18 protein-coding genes and 2 pseudogenes are annotated in these 17,003 nt (G+C 41.0%); 19 read left to right on the top strand and 1 reads right to left on the bottom strand.

All coding sequences use genetic code 11. The annotated features are described in order from the left end of the window. Positions 1-31: 31 nt before the first annotated feature. From mobQ to DXB39_RS15280, 3 genes and pseudogenes are all read left to right on the top strand, one after another. The gene (gene mobQ, locus DXB39_RS13605) at positions 32-1,546 is read left to right on the top strand and encodes a MobQ family relaxase (protein ID WP_117842312.1); all 1,515 of its coding nucleotides are present in this window, start codon (positions 32-34) and stop codon (positions 1,544-1,546) included. A gap of 16 nt (positions 1,547-1,562) precedes the next feature. Then, positions 1,563-3,439 (top strand): annotated as a pseudogene (locus DXB39_RS13600) (AAA family ATPase). A gap of 80 nt (positions 3,440-3,519) precedes the next feature. Continuing rightward, positions 3,520-3,762 (top strand): transposon-encoded TnpW family protein, encoded by a 243-nt coding sequence (locus DXB39_RS15280; protein WP_005928600.1) that lies wholly within the window; start codon positions 3,520-3,522, stop codon positions 3,760-3,762. Between the two features lie 21 nt (positions 3,763-3,783). On the opposite strand, the pseudogene DXB39_RS13590 reads toward DXB39_RS15280, so the two are convergent. Beyond that, positions 3,784-4,023: pseudogene (locus tag DXB39_RS13590) on the bottom strand (winged helix-turn-helix transcriptional regulator); the annotation flags it as partial. Between the two features lie 161 nt (positions 4,024-4,184). Between DXB39_RS13590 and DXB39_RS13585 the strand changes: the two are divergent. From DXB39_RS13585 to DXB39_RS13510, 16 genes are all read left to right on the top strand, one after another. Then, on the top strand, positions 4,185-4,703 hold the full coding sequence (locus DXB39_RS13585) for a nitroreductase family protein (protein ID WP_069432379.1): 519 nt from the start codon (positions 4,185-4,187) through the stop codon (positions 4,701-4,703). Positions 4,704-5,097: 394 nt separating this feature from the next. Continuing rightward, a complete protein-coding gene (locus tag DXB39_RS13580) occupies positions 5,098-5,805 on the top strand; it encodes a LytR/AlgR family response regulator transcription factor (RefSeq protein ID WP_242994370.1) in 708 nt (235 codons plus the stop codon). Between the two features lies 1 nt (position 5,806). Next, complete coding sequence (locus DXB39_RS13575) at positions 5,807-7,063, top strand: sensor histidine kinase (protein WP_117842302.1); 1,257 nt, start codon at positions 5,807-5,809, stop codon at positions 7,061-7,063. A 95-nt stretch (positions 7,064-7,158) separates the two neighbouring features. Then, on the top strand, positions 7,159-7,932 hold the full coding sequence (locus DXB39_RS13570; RefSeq protein WP_117842303.1) for a hypothetical protein: 774 nt from the start codon (positions 7,159-7,161) through the stop codon (positions 7,930-7,932). A gap of 45 nt (positions 7,933-7,977) precedes the next feature. Then, positions 7,978-8,526, top strand: coding sequence for a hypothetical protein (locus tag DXB39_RS13565; protein WP_117842304.1), 549 nt, complete (start codon positions 7,978-7,980; stop codon positions 8,524-8,526). A 107-nt stretch (positions 8,527-8,633) separates the two neighbouring features. Then, on the top strand, positions 8,634-9,407 hold the full coding sequence (locus DXB39_RS13560) for a DUF6033 family protein (RefSeq protein ID WP_117842305.1): 774 nt from the start codon (positions 8,634-8,636) through the stop codon (positions 9,405-9,407). A 64-nt stretch (positions 9,408-9,471) separates the two neighbouring features. Next, a complete protein-coding gene (locus DXB39_RS13555) occupies positions 9,472-9,996 on the top strand; it encodes a hypothetical protein (protein WP_117842306.1) in 525 nt (174 codons plus the stop codon). A 196-nt stretch (positions 9,997-10,192) separates the two neighbouring features. Further along, entirely contained in the window at positions 10,193-10,738 is a 546-nt protein-coding gene (locus tag DXB39_RS13550; protein ID WP_117842307.1) for a hypothetical protein, read from the top strand. 208 nt (positions 10,739-10,946) lie between these two features. Then, entirely contained in the window at positions 10,947-11,984 is a 1,038-nt protein-coding gene (locus tag DXB39_RS13545; protein ID WP_117842308.1) for a DUF4885 family protein, read from the top strand. An 82-nt stretch (positions 11,985-12,066) separates the two neighbouring features. After that, the gene (locus DXB39_RS13540) at positions 12,067-12,687 is read left to right on the top strand and encodes a DUF6033 family protein (RefSeq protein WP_242994368.1); all 621 of its coding nucleotides are present in this window, start codon (positions 12,067-12,069) and stop codon (positions 12,685-12,687) included. A 32-nt stretch (positions 12,688-12,719) separates the two neighbouring features. Beyond that, complete coding sequence (locus DXB39_RS13535; protein WP_243006051.1) at positions 12,720-13,454, top strand: sensor histidine kinase; 735 nt, start codon at positions 12,720-12,722, stop codon at positions 13,452-13,454. A 191-nt stretch (positions 13,455-13,645) separates the two neighbouring features. Continuing rightward, positions 13,646-14,314, top strand: coding sequence for a hypothetical protein (locus tag DXB39_RS13530; protein WP_117465419.1), 669 nt, complete (start codon positions 13,646-13,648; stop codon positions 14,312-14,314). 42 nt (positions 14,315-14,356) lie between these two features. Continuing rightward, entirely contained in the window at positions 14,357-15,025 is a 669-nt protein-coding gene (locus DXB39_RS13525) for a DUF3879 family protein (protein ID WP_117465418.1), read from the top strand. Positions 15,026-15,088: 63 nt separating this feature from the next. After that, on the top strand, positions 15,089-15,595 hold the full coding sequence (locus DXB39_RS13520) for a hypothetical protein (RefSeq protein WP_117485423.1): 507 nt from the start codon (positions 15,089-15,091) through the stop codon (positions 15,593-15,595). A gap of 168 nt (positions 15,596-15,763) precedes the next feature. After that, positions 15,764-16,597 carry a hypothetical protein gene (locus DXB39_RS13515; RefSeq protein ID WP_015517474.1) on the top strand — a complete coding sequence of 278 codons (834 nt, stop codon included), beginning with the start codon at positions 15,764-15,766 and terminating at the stop codon, positions 16,595-16,597. Between the two features lie 79 nt (positions 16,598-16,676). Then, complete coding sequence (locus tag DXB39_RS13510; RefSeq protein ID WP_012744351.1) at positions 16,677-16,967, top strand: hypothetical protein; 291 nt, start codon at positions 16,677-16,679, stop codon at positions 16,965-16,967. The last annotated feature ends 36 nt before the right edge of the window (positions 16,968-17,003 follow it).

The following is a 17,003-nucleotide window of genomic DNA, read 5'->3' as shown; positions in this document are numbered from 1 at the left end:
TTTTTGCGGGTTTTATTATCCTATCCGGGAGGTGATACCCATAGCCATTTACCATTGGAACATCGGCATTGTGAGCCGAGGAAAAGGCAAATCAGCCGTTGCCGCAGCCGCCTACCGAAGCGGCGAAAAGCTGACAAACGAATGGGACGGAATGACTCATGACTACACTCGCAAAGGCGGCGTTGTCCATACAGAAATCATGTTGCCGCCCCACGCACCGCCCTCATTTTCTGACCGTTCAACCTTGTGGAACAGCGTGGAGCTTTACGAGAAAGCCGGGAACGCCCAGCTTGCGCGTGAGATTGACGCAGCACTCCCCATAGAATTATCCAGAGAGGAACAGATCCGGCTTGTCCGGGAATACTGTTCCTCTCAATTTGTTTCCAGAGGAATGTGTGTGGATTTTGTTATCCACGACACCAACAGCGGCAACCCCCATTGTCATATTATGCTTACCATGCGCCCCCTTGACGAGCGCGGAGCATGGGCGGCGAAATCCAAAAAGGAATATGACCTTGACGAAAACGGCGAGCGTATCCGCTTGCCAAGTGGCAGATACAAGACGCACAAAATTGACCTTACAGGCTGGAACGACAAGGACAACACCCTCTTGTGGCGCAAGGCATGGGCTGACTATACCAACGACTTTTTGGAGAGAAACGGAAGCCCGGAGCGTATCGACCACCGCAGCAACGCCGAGCGCGGCATTGACGAAATACCGACCGTCCATATGGGCGTAGCCGCCTGTCAAATGGAGAAGAAAGGTGTAGCCACCGAGAAAGGCGAACTGAACCGAAATATCCAAAAAGCAAACCGCCTTATACGGGAAATCCGGGCGCAGGTTAGCAAGCTCAAAGAATGGATTGCCGACCTGTTCAAAGTGTGGGAAACCGCCCCGAAGCCGCCGCCGCAATCTCCCAACCTTGCAAATCTGTTGATGAAGTATTTGAGCGTTCAGAGAGAAAAGAGCCGGAAGTATTCGCAGCGTTGGCAACAACAGCACACAGCCGATGAACTGAAAACCATAGCGGCAGCGGTCAACTATCTCTCCGAGCATGGTATCTCTAATCTTGATGAGCTTGACGCTTCCCTTTCCTCTGTCAGTGATAGAGCCTATTCAATCCGGGCAGGAATGAAAACCGCCGAGGAACGCATGAAGAAGCTACAAAAGCTAATTGAATACGGGAAGAACTACACAGAGTACAAGCCCATTCACGATGAACTGAAAAAGCTGCAAAACGGCTGGACAAACAAGCGCGACAAGTACGAGGAAGCCCACCGCGCCGAGCTGACCCTATGGAACGCAGCAAGTCGCTATCTCCATGCAAATCTGCAGAAAGGAACAAAGACCTTGCCTATTGCGGAATGGGAACAGGAATATGCTGACCTCAAAACACAGAGGGACAGCGATTATACCAAACTGAAAGATACCCGCACCAATGTTTCAGAGCTTCAAAAAATCCGCAAATGCGTGGATATTGCACTCCGCGCCGACCAAGCGGAGCAGACGCAGAGCCGCACCAAACGGCATGATATAGACCGCTGAAAGGAGTTGAACTTTTATGTATTACACCCAAGAACAGATAGACCGCGCCAACCAAGCCGACCTTGTTTCTTTCCTGCAATCACAGGGCAGCAGCTTACCCGCGCCGGACAGGAATACCGCTGGAAGCGGCACGACAGCCTGACCGTCCGGGGAAACAAATGGTACAGGCACAGCCAGAGCAAGGGCGGTGCACCCATTGATTTTGTCATGGAGTTTTTCGGCAAGAGCTTCACCGAAGCCGTTGAACTGCTGACAGGCGAAAAAGGAGCCGCCCCGCCGCTGGACAGACCAAGCCCCGCGCCCCTATCCGACTTCCGGCTACCACCCCGCAGCACCGACAACCGCATAGCGAGGAACTACCTCACAGCAGCCCGCCGCATTGATGAAGATGTGACGGGCTTTTTCTTTTCCACCGGGGATATTTACGAGGAAGCCGCCCACCATAACGCCGTATTCGTCGGCAGAGATGAAAGCGGCATACCGCGATACGCCCATCAGCGCGGCACAGCCGGGAGTTTTCGGCTTGATGTGAAAGGCAGCGACAAAGCCTTTAACTTCTGCTACCGTGGCGAGGGCGAAAGGTTGTTTGTCTTTGAAGCCCCGATAGACCTCTTATCTTTCCTCTGCCTGTTCAAAAAGGACTGGCAGAAGCAAAGCTATCTGGCGTTGGGCGGCGTGGGAGAAAAAGCCCTGTTGCGCTTTCTCTCTGACCGTCCGAACATCAAGACCGTTTTTCTCTGCCTTGACAGCGACCAAGCCGGAAGCGACGCTTGCAGCCGCCTTGCGGAGCTTGTGCCGGAGGGCTTGACCGTCCATCGGCTTATCCCTCTTTTCAAGGACTGGAACGAGGTATTGCAGCACCGGGCAGAAATCACAGACGGGAAGTATTTGCGGGAAGCAATCTACGGCTTGAAAGAGCCGCCGCAGGAAGAAACCGTTGAGATTATCCGCATGAGCGAGGTTGACACACAGACCGTTGAATGGCTATGGGAGCCGTATATTCCCTTTGGGAAAGTAACCATTGTGCAGGGCAATCCCGGCGAGGGCAAGACCACTTTTGCCCTACGCCTTGCCGCCGCCTGCACCACCGGGGGAACGCTGCCGGGAATGAAGCCCTTGCCGCCATTCCAAGTAATTTACCAGACCGCCGAGGACGGGCTGGGCGATACCGTCAAGCCACGCTTGATAGAAGCCGCCGCAGACCTTGACCGGGTGCTTGTGATTGATGAAGCCAAGCGGGAGCTTACCCTGTCCGATGAGCGCATAGAAAAGGCAATCACGCAGAACGGGGCGCGGCTGATTATCCTTGACCCCATACAGGCGTACATGGGCGAAAAAACCGACATGAACCGGGCAAACGAAGTGCGCCCCATGTTCCGCCGCCTTGCCGATGTTGCCGAGCGTACCGGGTGCGCCGTTATCCTTATCGGACATCTCAACAAAGCTGCCGGAGGGCAGAGCGCATACCGGGGCTTAGGTTCTATCGACTTCCGCGCCGCAGCAAGGAGCGTCCTGCTGATCGGGCGCGTGAAGCGAGAACCGAATGTGCGCGTTATCGTCCATGACAAATCTTCCCTTGCGCCGGAGGGCAAGCCCGTTGCCTTTTGCCTTGACCCGGAAACGGGCTTTTCATGGATAGGCGAATACGACATCACCGCCGACGAGCTGCTGTCCGGCGCGGGCGGCAACACCGCCACCAAAACCGAACAGGCGGAACGGCTGATACTGGATTTACTGGCAGACGGGAAAGAGCTTGCCAGCGAGGACATAGAGAAAGCCGCTACAGAAGCGGGCATATCCGCCCGTACCGTCCGGGCGGCAAAGAGAAACCTTGACGGGCGCATTACCTCAAAGCGCATTGGCGCGGCATGGTATCACGCTCTTAAAAAGTGAAACGGCAAAATCCAAGTGGCAAAACCCAGATACCTTGCCACTTTGCCACTTCGCCACTTCAACCTCAAAACCACCGCCCCATGTATGACCGCATGGGGCTTTTCTCATGGAAAGGAGAGCCTATGAACAACGACACCAGCAACCGCAGCACCCCCGCAACCGCTTCCCCTCTGACCGTAAAGGAAGCCGCGCCACCTGTAATGATAAAGAAAATCGGAAAGACCACCTACCGCGTCAAAATCCATTTCAGTGAAACGAGCAAAGAAACCATGAGCGACAAAATCAAGCGTCTGATTTTGAATGACAGCGAAAAAAGTTCTTAAACACCCTTGACAAAACGTATCAGAGTATTCGGTTTTGGGAGGAACTACAGGATAAACGACCCTGTTGATTAATCCGTCATTTTCTAATTCTCTAAGTTGCTGGGTAAGCATTTTGGGAGTTGCAGATTTAATGAGCTTTCCTAATTCATTAAATCTAAGTGTTTTTCCAATGAGATGCCATAGGATAAGTGACTTATATTTACCACCTATAAGCTGAAGGGTTGCTTCTACTGGACATTGGAAAGATTGACATGGTTTCATTATATACGACCTCCTGAAATTTGAATCCATAGTATCATTTTGGGTAGTATGGCACTTAAAAGTGCGTACTTGTAAAAAAGAAATACTGTGATAGCATTATAGCGTACTTGTTGAGCAGGCACAACAAAAATGTATTAAAAATGAAAGTGAGGAATATTTTTATGGAGTTTTTATCTTTAGCAAAACAGAGATGTTCTGTAAGAAAGTATAAAACTGATGAGATTGAAAAGGAAAAATTGGACAAAATTCTGGAGGCTGCTAGAATTGCTCCAACAGCAGCAAATGCTCAGTCGCAGAGACTGTTAGTAATTAGTAGCCAAGAAGCAAAAGAAAAATTGTCTAAAGGAGTAAATTATCATGGCGCCCCGTTGGCTATCATTGTATGTGGGGATCATTCAGATGTTTTTGTGCGTCCGTTTGATAAAAAGGATATGGTAAGTGTTGATGCAACAATAGTTGCGGATCATATAGTATTAGAAGCAGAGGATTTAGGACTTAGTTCTTGTTGGCTTACATATTTTGATCCTGAGATTATCAGAAATGAGTTTAATATTCCAAGTAACCTTGAACCAATAGCAATTATTGCGGTGGGATATGCTGACACAGAAAAGGCATCACCAGACAGACATTCAAAGGATAGAAAAGCGCTTGAAAGCCTTGTTTGTTACGAAACTTTTTAAGCATATTAAGAAATAAAAGAGATTGTGTTTAAAGATGGAAAACTTGTCTGAGACGCAGCGAAGTAAATAAAATGAATAATATAGGAAGTCAGTAGTGCGTGAATAAACTGCTGGCTTCTTTTTTGATAGATATAGTCACTCCCAGAGAGTGTGCAGGATAGTAAAATAATAATATCAACATGACGATATAGAAAATGCAGGGAAGCATTGTATTTCAAAGAGTTTGAGATACAGTGCTTCTGCGTTTCTATAGGAGATAGTCGTTCTATGCGCAAAATAGTCATTTGATGCAGAGAATGATCGAGTGAAAGATTTGTTTGATATAATAAAGAGTGCTAGGTGAGACTTGTATGGTTTACAGGTATGAGAGCAATCAAAGACAGGAATGAAAAATATGAACATTATTATTTGTGATGACAGGATAGATGACAGAAAAAATTTGTCAGATTTGCTGTCAGACTATGGTGAAAAAAAGAATTATGAGTTTGCTATTACAGAATATGAATCCGGAGAACAGTTATGCGAAGATCAATCGGCTTTGGAAGCGTGTCAGCTATTATTTCTGGACATCAATATGCAGGGGATGGATGGGCTGAAAACAGCTATGAGGATTAAAGAAAAATATCCAAAACTTCCGGTTGTGCTGGTGACGGCATACATGAATTACGCACTGGATGGATATAAGGTGAAAGCAAGCCGTTTTCTGCTGAAAGATAACCTTGCAGATACTATAGAAGAATGTATGGATGATTTGATAGCAGAAATTAATAAAAACCGTAGGATTCTCGAATTTCGTTTTGTGGAAGGAACGATAAAACTTTATGCAGATGACATCATTTATATAGAAACAGAGCTTCACAAAAATGTATTTTATACAGAAAAAGGGACATTTCAGATTTATAAAAAACTGGATGAACTGGAAAATGAATTCAAGGATATGGGATTCGTGCGGGCACATCTAAGTTTTCTTGTAAATATGAGGTACATCACAAAAATCAGCGGTTATGTGATGACACTTACCACGGGAAAAAAGATTCCGGTTCCCAAGGCACGATATGCACAGGTAAAGAGGGAATATATGCTGTATAAGGGAGAAGAATAACATGACATTCTGGGTATTGACATTTATTGCGGAAATGCTGGAAGTAAAAGGAACGCTATACTTTTTTGATACTTTTATGGAAAAAAGAGATGGCGGATATAGGAACAGATATAGATTTTTTGTTTATTGCGGAGTGCTTTATCTGGTAGCAGTCACAGGGGCATGGATCGGAATGTTAAAATGTATCCCGATTATACTGGTTATGTCTTTCCTGAATCTGGCTTATTATGAAGTTTCCTTCCGGCAGAGTTTTTTGTTTTCAATCATCAACTATACAATGCTTGTATTGATTGATTATGTGACTGTTTTGCTGGGAAGAAGAGGTTCAATCCAAGAAAAATGGTTTTTACAGGCACTGATATCAAAGACGGTTTTTATCATTCTGATGTTGTTTATCAGAAGATTTAGCAAGACAAGAAAAAGCTGCGGTCTGATTACAGGAAAAGAATGGTTACAGTTTTTCTGTGTTCCTGTATTTACGGTGGTCGGTTTCATTCTTATGTTTTATTCAGAAAACGATGATATGCAGAATGTATTTTTATTTCTTTCGGTGGGACTGGTTGCGATTAACCTTATCCTTATGGAGTTCATGCAGAATACCATTGAAAAAGAAGAGAGAATAAAAATTGCGGTACTTACGGAACAAAATCAGAAAAATCGTATTGCAGATTATCAGGACCGGGAAGAAATCTATGAGCGTCAGCGAAGAAAAATGCACGATTATAAAAATCAGCTTTCCACGATCCAGACATTGATAAAGAATGGACACACAGATGAGGCACTTTCATTTACGCAGAAGCTGACAGAGAGCATAGCTGTCGAGATGTCGGCAATCAACACGAACCATCCGGTGGTCAATGCTGTTTTAAACCAGAAGTACCGCAGCATGCAGGAGAAACACATAGCAGTGATCCTAAAAGTAGGGGATCTGCAGGAGATCTGTCTGGAGGAGGAAGAGATCGTGATCCTGCTCTCCAATTTACTGGATAATGCAATCCGGGAGAGTGAAAAGGTACTGAAAAATACCGGAAAAGCGGTCATTCATCTGAAATTAGAGTGCGAAGATCATAAACTGATATTTGCGGTGAGAAATCCGGTGACAGAAAAGGTGGAAATTGAAAATGACACAATAAAGAGCAAAAGAGGGGATCATCACGGCATTGGATTGTTAAATGTAAAAGCAGTTGTGGATAAATATGGCGGTGATATGGTGCTTTCCTGCGATGAAAATGAATTTAAGGCAGTGGTCATCTTGTAAAGAGATGGTCTTTGTATGCGTAATATGGTCGTTTGATGATATGGGACTAGGAGAACAGGTTATTTTATCCGATAAAGAAAGCAAAGGAGGTTACTATGAGTAATACAATTAATGTGAACTATATGACACGGGCTTACAATCAGTACCAACAGAAAAATGCGGCTAAAGATCAGGAGAAGGAAGATACAAGGTTTGCGGATAGTGTAAGAGAAAAGAGCGAAGCTAGTGGAAGTATAGTGGGCAATTCAAAAATAGGTTCTGTGTCTGCTAAAGATATGACGATGGTGGAATACAAGCAGTACATTTACAATAAAATATCTCAAATTCCAATGCACCCCACAAGAGCAGGCGAGTCAATATCTGTTACAATTTCAGAGGCAGGTTTTGAAGCAATGAAGAATGATCCAGAGTATGAAGCATGGGTATTAAATGATTTGCAAGTGGGTTGGTCACAACCAGATAAATGGTCCGGTATATGCGGAGGAGCGTTTTCTACAATATATTATGGAGCATCAAAAGAAGAATGTCATGCTGAGATGTGGAGTGCTGGTTATAACAATGGGAATGGTGGGAAGATTTTTAATGATAAGTCAAAAAATAGTTTTTGGGAGCGCAGAATAGAAAATAAAAAGAGAATAGAAAATCAGGTAAAGAAACAACAGGAAAAAAAGCGGATTCAGAAAAAACAAGCGGAAAGAACAGCTTATGAAGAATATGCGCAAAATAAAAGGTTATCCGCTCAGGATGCCAGAACTCGATTGGTGGCTGAGAGTAGTTCGTTTGCTAAGACTGTCACAATAAGTCAGGCAGTAGCTTCTTATGAGGCAAATTTTACAATGGCAGTAAGCGTATCGAACAAAACCCAATAGCCTGCAAATAAAAAATCAAGGCTAAATAGAAAGGAGAGATGCAGTATGGGAATTAATGGAGTATCATCGTATGCCAATACATACACATACGGAAATGTAAAAAATGAAAATGTAAAGCCATCAAAGAATAGTGAAAAGAATTATTATGCGGGATACACTATGAATTCAGCCAATAAGTTTAAAAATGTATCAGACTATTCAAAGTATTTGACTAACAAGTATAAATGTTTGACTCCATGCAAAAATGCTTCTGTATTGATTGACAGAAGTGTAATGCGAAAGGCATGTGGAGATGAAAAAACTGCGAAATGGCTTGAGGAAAATTTAGCAATTATGCCAGATGTTATACGAAATGCACAGAAGGCGGCAATAAGTCATGGTAGTAAACTGATATCAGTGGAGTTTAAGTTTACGAATAATGGAACCGAAATGACAACCTGTGGCATTTTTGGAGAGACTGGTACGGATTCAGAAATTGACAAATGGCTGGAGAGAATGAAAGAGGATAAAGAAAAAGAAGATAAAAAAACAGAAAATATGATTGCTATAGAAGCGACAACTAAAAATAAGGTAGGTTTTGATACATATGCATAGTATCAATTTCTATATCCAATAAATCAATTAAAGGTTACTACTTGGTCTTCGGATGGAGAGAGCAGGTACGGTTCTGACTGACAGAAGAACCGTGGAAAGGAGTTAATATGGGATTAGGCGTTGAAAATTCAGTTAATGCTTATAATCAGAATTATAGGTATCAACAGAATAAGACGACAGGGCAAGCCAATCATTTAGATTTCAATAAGATTTTATCTGCTAAAGAGGGTGATAATACAGAGAAAGTACAGAAGCCAAATGAAAATAGTGTTTCAAAAGTAGATACCTACACTGAATATTTAAAGGCTAAATATGGGAATATAATGATCCAAAATGTTGGAAGTGATCAAAAGAGTATGGATTCATTGGGGACGGGGACATATGGGATGAATAATATTGTGATTGCACCCAATGTTTTGGAAACAATGGCAAATGATCCCCAAAAAGCAGCTTATTACGAAAAGATGATACAGGATTTTTTTGCTTCGCAGTCAACTGTGAAGGCGCAGATGGCAGTCGGGGGGTTTGAGATTCAATCTTATGGTATGGTTATTCACCCGGATGGAACTGCACACTATTATGTTTGTGGAGATGTTTCACCAGAAAAAAAAGCAAAGATAGAGGCGCAAATGAAAGCTGAAGATGAAGAGAAGGCTAAACGGCGTAGACAATATTTAGAGCGCAGTGAGGAGGCGGCAGAAAAGCGCAGACAGATAGAAGAGATTAATATGCAAAAGAGTAAAAAAGATGCGGCTTTTGATGATAATATATCGGCTGTTAATGTATTATCGGAAGTAGATAGGGCGGTTGCCATAGCTGCTTATGAAAATATTGCCAATACTTTTAATGAAAACATAATAAAAAGTACAATTGATAATTGAGGACTTTACTGACTATATCAACTTATAATAATCGATATATAATATTATACTAGGAGGTAATTAAATGCGTATTGGTTCGGGAGTGCAAAGTGCATCGGAAGTATTTGGAAAGCAGAAAAATAATAGCAAAACATATGTTGCCGAAAATGAGGCATTTTCTCAGACATCAGTGAAGGTGTATTTAAAGACGGATGATATGTTGTTTTCAGGTGGAAATGGAACAGGTCTTTCGTTTTATATTAAATACGCAGAAGAGTCAACAGAGGATAATCCTGTAGTGATAGCCAAAGGCGTTGACGAAAATGGAAAAGAATTTGAAGAAAAGATTAACATTAATGATATTAATTTGAGAAATGCTTCTTATGTTGAAATGAGTGCTTTGGAGGCATATTATAACGTCGACAAGGGGAATAGTCTCAGTTCTTTTCCGCAAGAAACTGGGTGTATGGGATTAAATGACAGATGCGACCTTATATCCAGCTTTGAAAAGGTTATACAGGATATGAATAAATTAGGAAGGTATGATTTGCAGATGTTTTATATGCGAAATATGAATACTTATCTAAATGCAAGCAGTAAGCATAAATAGGGCTTAGTTATTTGAATATAGTAGAAAAAGTAAGCTTGGACTCCATAGGAGAGAGCAGGTGCGGTTCCGACTGACAGAAGAACCGTGGAAAGTTAATATGGGATTAGGTGTTGAAAACACTTTTATCCAAAAAAGTTGAGGCAGAAACTGGACTGGCATATAGAGAAAATTTTGAGCTGATTGGAGGAACAGAAATATGAACATTGGTTCTGGTATGAATACCGTATCTTCATTGTACGGTCAACAAAAAGGTAATCAAATGAAAACTCCTGCATCTGGGGAAAAGACATTTTATACGGCAGAAACACCAAAGGTATATCAGATATTTACAACAGATAATATGTTGTGGACAGGAGGTAATGGTACAGGTCTTTCTTATTGCCTTAAATATGCGGATGATTCGACGGATGAAAATCCAGTGGTGTTAGCGAAAGGTGTGGATGAAAATGGAAAAGAGTTTGAACAAAGAATATATATAAATGACGTTAATCCATCAAATGCTACAGTAGTCGAAATGCGTGCATTGGAGGCACATTACAAAGTGGAGAAGCAGGGAGGTTTCACGTCTCTGCCGCTTGAAGCTGGTAATATGGGACTTAACGACAGAAGAGATTTTATCGCAATGTTCAAAAAAAGCATAGAAGATTTAAACAAATTGGGAAGGTTTGACTTATCGTTGCTTTGGACGAAAAGTATGGATACATATCTTAATTTGCCAAATGCAAATAGTAAGTATAAATAGTGCTTAGTCATTTGAACATAGGAAAAAAAGAGAACTTGGATTACATATCATATTGAGGCTGAGAGAAATCTAATAGGTGACATAGTCGGAAGAACTCCGAATAATGAAGAAAAAATGTGGAAAATAAAATGAAAAAAGTTTATCGATAAGGTTCCAGTATGATTTACATGATACAGATTATAAGACTTATATAAGGCAGGGGGATAATATGGTTACTGTAAATAATTCTGACTATTATAATAACATTCCAGCGGGCAGGGATTTAAACAACCTGCCCAATACTTCCAGCACTGGTACAACTGTAGGATATCAATATGATGGACTTACAGAGGAGGATCGTTTCGTACAAAAAGTTTTGCAGGAGCATTATGATAAAGTGTACAAAGAAAATTTGTCTCATTCTGATCCAATGGCATATATCGAATCAAAATATTGTGATGTGACCTCACCTAATTTTTGCTCATATATGACAGAAGATCAGCGTTCCATAGCTTACCGCAATGAGAAAAGAATGTTACAAACAGGAGGAAAATATTCGGCTGGATTTGCCCGGTATGATTATGCATTAAGGAATTACAAGGATGTATATACAGGTGGTTCAAGAAGTGTTGGTTATGTACGCAATACTGACAGGGAAAAACAGCATGCCAGAAGTGTTGTAAATCAGCAAATTTCAAATCTACTTTCAAAGAATGGGATATCAATATCAAAACAGGCAGATTTGGTATTTTCTATTGACCCATATACATATCAACTAACGGTGTCGGGAAATGCAGATAGAGATACATTATCGCAGATAGAAAAATTGCTGAATGAAGGAGATAATGCAAAAAATATTTGGACGCATGCGTGGATTTGTATGCATGATGCAGATAATGAAATTGTTAATTCGCAGGCAAATATGACAAAGGCAAACCAATATTCTTTATGGCATGAAGTGTATGAGACAACTGGATATGATGCACGCAATGCGACATATAAAAATGGTACTTTTATTGCAGAGGATGGTACAGATTTACTGGCATTGTTTAAGGAAAAATCTAAAAATGGTGCAGGGTATGAACTTTATTCTAAGAGATGGCTGCAATATGCTAAAAATGGCTGGAAGAAAGAAAATGATTTGGTATTAAAAATAGGATTTGACAGCAGTGGATTGTATGATATAGGGCAGGAAAGAGGATATGGAGCAACGCAGAATATGTGGATGAAAGGTATTAGTCAAAGTATATTTGAAGCTAGCGTGTGATCAATATTATATTGATTCTGAGAGAAATCCAACAGGTGGCATAGTTGGAAGGACTCCGAATAATGAAAGGAGATATGTTAATATGGCAGTTACAGGAATAGGAACATATGCGTCATATACGAATAGTTATGGCAATACACAAAATGCTGGAAACAAAACGGGCAGGACATATAAGAATGCTCATGAATATAAGAACTATTTAACACAAAAATACGATTGTTTACGAAGCAGGGATTATTCCGTAAATATAAACAGTTCTCTTTTGTCAAAGGCTATGGGAGATGAAAAGACAAAACAATGGTTGGAGTATAATCTATCTTTAATACCGGAAAGTATCGAAAAATTGAAAGCTGCTCAAAGTGCTCGTGGCTGTAAGGTACTGAGTGTAACGGATACAATAAATGGATATGATAGCATAACAGAAGAAGTACTGGTAACAGATGAGGTTGATCCGGGAACAGAAAAAGCAAGGAAAGAACTTGAAGAAAGACTCGAGAAAAGGAAAGCAGAAAAGAAAGAGACAGAGGAACGGCTGGAAAAACAGCGTGCCGAAAAACAGGAGCAGGAAGAACGGCAATATAATCTGAAAATTGATGGAAAAGATGTGGCAGACCTAACAGGAAAACTGGTGGAACTGCTAGGTACTTCAACTTCTACAGGAGTGACAGAAAATGGAGTTTCGACATTTGATGTGCTGGCATAGAAACTGATATGAGTATGCCGGGATGTATTGACATGCAGAATGTATTTTTATTTCTTTCAGTGGGACTGGTTGCGATTAACCTTATCCTTATGGAGTTCATGCAGAATACCATTGAAAAAGAAGAGAGAATAAAAATTGCGGTACTTACGGAACAAAATCAGAAAAATCGTATTGCAGATTATCAGGACCGGGAAGAAATCTATGAGCGTCAGCGAAGAAAAATGCACGATTATAAAAATCAGCTTTCCACGATCCAGACATTGATAAAGAATGGACACACAGATGAGGCACTTTCCTTTACGCAGAAGCTGACAGAGAGCATAGCTGTCGAGATGTCGGCAATCAACACAAATCATCCAGTGGTGAATGCTATTTTAAACCAGAAATACCGCAGTATGCAGGAAAAACACATAGCAGTGATCCTAAAAGTAGGGGATTTGCAGGAGATCTGTCTGGAGGAGGAAGAGATTGTGATTCTGCTCTCTAATTTATTGGATAATGCAATCCGGGAGAGTGAAAAGGTACTGAAAAATACCGGAAAAGCGGTCATTCATCTGAAATTAGAGTGCGAAGATCATAAACTGATATTTGCGGTGAGAAATCCGGTGACAGAAAAGGTGGAAATTGAAAATGACACGATAAAGAGCAAAAGAGGGGATCATCACGGCATTGGGCTGTTAAATGTAAAAGCAGTTGTGGATAAATATGGCGGTGATATGGTGCTTTCCTGCGATGAAAATGAATTTAAGGCTGTGGTTATCTTGTAAAGAGATGGTCTTTGTGTGCGTAATATGGTCGTTTGATGATATGGGACTAGGAGAACAGGTTATTTTATCCGATAAAAAAATAGAGGAAATAAGTATGTTATGAGAATTTTAAAGAATGAATATGATAAATGGATAAGTATATATAGAGGTTAAAATATATGCAGAGAAGGTAGAAAATATGAGGTGAATTCATGGGAATATCGATTTCAAATGCAACGAGTTCTGCTATTACAAAATATAGTGTATCGCTGAGAAGTGGAGAACCTGATTGGTCTATGATTCCAAGTGCAGGGAAAAGCAATAAGTCACAGGCAGAGTTTGTCTCTGAGATTAAGGAACTGGCTCAGAGAGCTGCCAACACTACGAGTAAAACGGAATTAGAATCTATTCACAGGCAGAGAACAAGGTTATGTGCAGAATACATATCCGATGTATCCCCTGACAGAAAGGCATTATATCAGCAGGCTAAAAATGCGGTAAAAAGTCAAAATGGTAATCCGAAATGCAAAGGAATCGGAGAATTATCATTGCTCGATTTTCTGGAGAGGGCAGAGGGGAAAAATAACAACCTTGCGCAAAAGAAGTTTGCTCTGGCGGGAGGAGGCACACTGGAATGTCCGATTCTGACAGGCGAAGGATATGGTGCCGACATTTCTTATCAAGGAACAAAAGTGTTGACCTATCTGGGAGATAGTTATGGATGGGGATGCGAAAGAACTCCGGCTGAGCGGGAAAAGGAAAGAGAATTTTACGGAATTTACTTCAATGAATACCATACGCAAAAGAATGCCCAAAGCTCAGAATTGAAAGAACTGCCGAACTATTTGGAAGAGAAAACGTCTTTTGATAGGAAAGCGTAAGGATATAGGTAAGATAACAGGTTTAATATGGGAGGATGTTTTATGTCAAAAATAACGGATTATGCTTTTTTGTTTCAAAAATCATTTGGGACATCAGGAGTAAATGCAATAGGCAGTTTTCAGTTGTCCCAGTTGAACAGCAGTTCTGTTCAGTCCAAGTTAAAAGCTGCCGGGATTAACACAAACAGCAAACAATATAAAGCCGCAGTAAAACAAATGATGTCTGCTGGAAATGGTGCAATGTATGGCAATATTCAGGGAATAAAAAATCTGATGAGTCATTATGACAAGGATGGAGATTATATCAACCCTGTAAATGGACTGGCAGGACTTTTAGTGACAGATGAAAATGAAAGTTCGAGAAAAAGGATCATATCAATTCCGGATAGTAGCAAAGAAGAAATGTATGAACTGACAAAAAAAGAGTTCCTGCGTGAAAACGGTGTCCACAATGGAGATACAACAAAACGTTCCGAGGTATATAACAATTTGTACCGCAAAATGCAGAAAAAGGACAGATTGGCTGCCGGGTACACCCTTGAAAAATATGAGAGAATTTACAGACAGGCATTTTATGATGCCGCAAAAAAGGCTGATCCTAACTGGGAAATTGGTAAGCCAATTAAAGATGGTGCATTAGATAGTGTTACAAGAGAATTGGCAGAGTCGGGGAAATCTCCTGCACAGGCAACGCTTGATACTAAAATTTAACATATCAGGTATATTTGAATAATTAAAAAGAGAAAATTTTGAGCTGATTGGAGGAACAAAAATATGAACATTAGTTCTGGTCTGAATACCGTATCTTCATTGTACGGTCAACAAAAAAGTAATTATATGAAAGCACCTGCATCTGCGGAAAAGACATTTTATACGGCTGAAACACCAAAGGTATACCAGATATTCACAACAGATAATATGTTGTGGACAGGAGGTAATGGTACAGGTCTTTCTTATTGCCTTAAATATGCGGATGATTCGACGGATGAAAATCCAGTGGTGTTAGCGAAAGGTGTGGATGAAAACGGGAAAGAGTTTGAGCAAAGAATTTATATCAATGATGTTAATCCATCAAATGCTACAGTAGTCGAAATGCGTGCATTGGAGGCACATTACAAAGTGGAGAAGCAGGGAGGTTTCACGTCTCTGCCGCTTGAAGCTGGTAATATGGGACTTAACGACAGAAGAGATTTTATCGCAATGTTCAAAAAAAGCATAGAAGATTTAAACAAATTGGGAAGTCAAGAGCTTATGTGGCAGCAAGAGGAGCAAAGATACTGAGTTATAATGTTATAAGAGAATGTTGGCAGTTGTTATGAGACTTATATAAGGTAGGAGATAATATGGTTACTTATATATTTATAAATCACTTGGACCATATAAGGAAAGTGATTGCAAATTCCGAATGACAGAGGAATATCAACGAAAAAATGCAATGGAGGAAATGCAATGGGTATAACAGGCGTAGGAAGTTCTTATAATTTTGTTTATAACACAAAAACAGGTAAGCTATCTACAAAGGATGGCAGTAAAAATGAATTTGTTGATTTTTGCAATGGAGATGTAAAGGGAGAAGATACAGAGACACTGAATCATTTTGATGAGCATACAAGATATCAGTTTACAAGAATGCTGTTTGCATATGGAACCGGAATGACCGGACAGAATCCTTTTGCCAATGATGAGAAAGTCGAGATTACAGCGGATATAGACAGTGCAACCCATACTTCCTTTTATGTGAATGGGCAGAAAGCGTTTACGGCAATTACGGGTATGTCATATCTCCCATCCGAGATTCAAACCTTTGGAACCGTACAGCAGCCATTTAAAACCAGAGGGTACAAACCATATGATCCCAGTACAAACAGTATCACGATTGGGGTTGGAAGCAGATTTAATCTTGGAAATGGATACAGCATGACGGTACAGGAAGATTTTGTCTGGGGCGAGGGCTATGGAAACGGAAGCAAGGCAGATGATGAAAGATGCAATATGATGATAGGTGGTCTGAACTCCCTGATACATTTTGCGGATCAGCAGTATTTTTCAAGTATGACAGATACATACACCGATTATATTTTAGATTTTCTTGCGTCACAGGGAGTGGATACAAGCAGAGAATTTGTGATAAACGGGACACATTGCGAACTGGTAAATGGGAAAATAAGTGAAGTTGGTAACGATTATGTGGTGCCTAGTTCCATTCAGCAGAAAGCAGTGAAAAGATATGAAGAAAGTATGTCACAGCTTTTGAATAGCGGAACTTGGTATAGATGGTCATAAAAGTAATAGATCACTTGGACCGTTATGGAGAGTGAATAGATTCCGAATGACAGAGGAATGAAAATAATTGGAGGTTGAGATGATGCAATCAATATCAAGTTATATTAATCCCAATACAAGAGCACTTACATCTAATTATAAAAATACAGTTATTAAAGATAAGGAAGCATATAATGGGGCGATGTTGCAGCACTTACTAAATCCGGTAGAGGATCTGGCACAAGCGTTAAAAACACCAATAAAATTGGCGAAGGGTGCTTCAATTAGCAGACAGAATAATTCTGTTAATATTGCAGAAGGACAAAGTATTCGTGTTAATGGAGGTCATGTGCTTACGGTTACGGCGCATAGCAAAAATGGCTGGTGTTGAGGAAAATGATATTGACAGGCTTTTAGCCAATCCACC

Origin of the sequence: Roseburia sp. OM03-7AC, assembly GCF_003462625.1 — a bacterium.
Taxonomy (GTDB): Bacteria; Bacillota; Clostridia; order Lachnospirales; family Lachnospiraceae; genus Roseburia_C; species Roseburia_C amylophila.
This window is presented reverse-complemented; position numbering and strand designations above follow the sequence as displayed.

Bases quoted from the DNA above. Each gene is read 5' to 3' on its own strand.
- DXB39_RS13540 (WP_242994368.1), top strand. From the start codon at position 12,067: ATGGCAGTTACAGGAATAGGAACATATGCGTCATATACGAATAGTTAT.
- DXB39_RS13525 (WP_117465418.1), top strand. From the start codon at position 14,357: ATGTCAAAAATAACGGATTATGCTTTTTTGTTTCAAAAATCATTTGGG.
- DXB39_RS13555 (WP_117842306.1), top strand. From the start codon at position 9,472: ATGCGTATTGGTTCGGGAGTGCAAAGTGCATCGGAAGTATTTGGAAAG.
- DXB39_RS13550 (WP_117842307.1), top strand. From the start codon at position 10,193: ATGAACATTGGTTCTGGTATGAATACCGTATCTTCATTGTACGGTCAA.
- DXB39_RS13585 (WP_069432379.1), top strand. From the start codon at position 4,185: ATGGAGTTTTTATCTTTAGCAAAACAGAGATGTTCTGTAAGAAAGTAT.
- DXB39_RS13580 (WP_242994370.1), top strand. From the start codon at position 5,098: ATGAACATTATTATTTGTGATGACAGGATAGATGACAGAAAAAATTTG.
- DXB39_RS13510 (WP_012744351.1), top strand. From the start codon at position 16,677: ATGATGCAATCAATATCAAGTTATATTAATCCCAATACAAGAGCACTT.
- DXB39_RS13515 (WP_015517474.1), top strand. From the start codon at position 15,764: ATGGGTATAACAGGCGTAGGAAGTTCTTATAATTTTGTTTATAACACA.
- DXB39_RS13535 (WP_243006051.1), top strand. From the start codon at position 12,720: ATGCAGAATGTATTTTTATTTCTTTCAGTGGGACTGGTTGCGATTAAC.
- DXB39_RS13520 (WP_117485423.1), top strand. From the start codon at position 15,089: ATGAACATTAGTTCTGGTCTGAATACCGTATCTTCATTGTACGGTCAA.
- DXB39_RS13560 (WP_117842305.1), top strand. From the start codon at position 8,634: ATGGGATTAGGCGTTGAAAATTCAGTTAATGCTTATAATCAGAATTAT.
- DXB39_RS13530 (WP_117465419.1), top strand. From the start codon at position 13,646: ATGGGAATATCGATTTCAAATGCAACGAGTTCTGCTATTACAAAATAT.
- DXB39_RS13565 (WP_117842304.1), top strand. From the start codon at position 7,978: ATGGGAATTAATGGAGTATCATCGTATGCCAATACATACACATACGGA.
- DXB39_RS13545 (WP_117842308.1), top strand. From the start codon at position 10,947: ATGGTTACTGTAAATAATTCTGACTATTATAATAACATTCCAGCGGGC.
- DXB39_RS15280 (WP_005928600.1), top strand. From the start codon at position 3,520: ATGTATGACCGCATGGGGCTTTTCTCATGGAAAGGAGAGCCTATGAAC.
- DXB39_RS13575 (WP_117842302.1), top strand. From the start codon at position 5,807: ATGACATTCTGGGTATTGACATTTATTGCGGAAATGCTGGAAGTAAAA.
- DXB39_RS13570 (WP_117842303.1), top strand. From the start codon at position 7,159: ATGAGTAATACAATTAATGTGAACTATATGACACGGGCTTACAATCAG.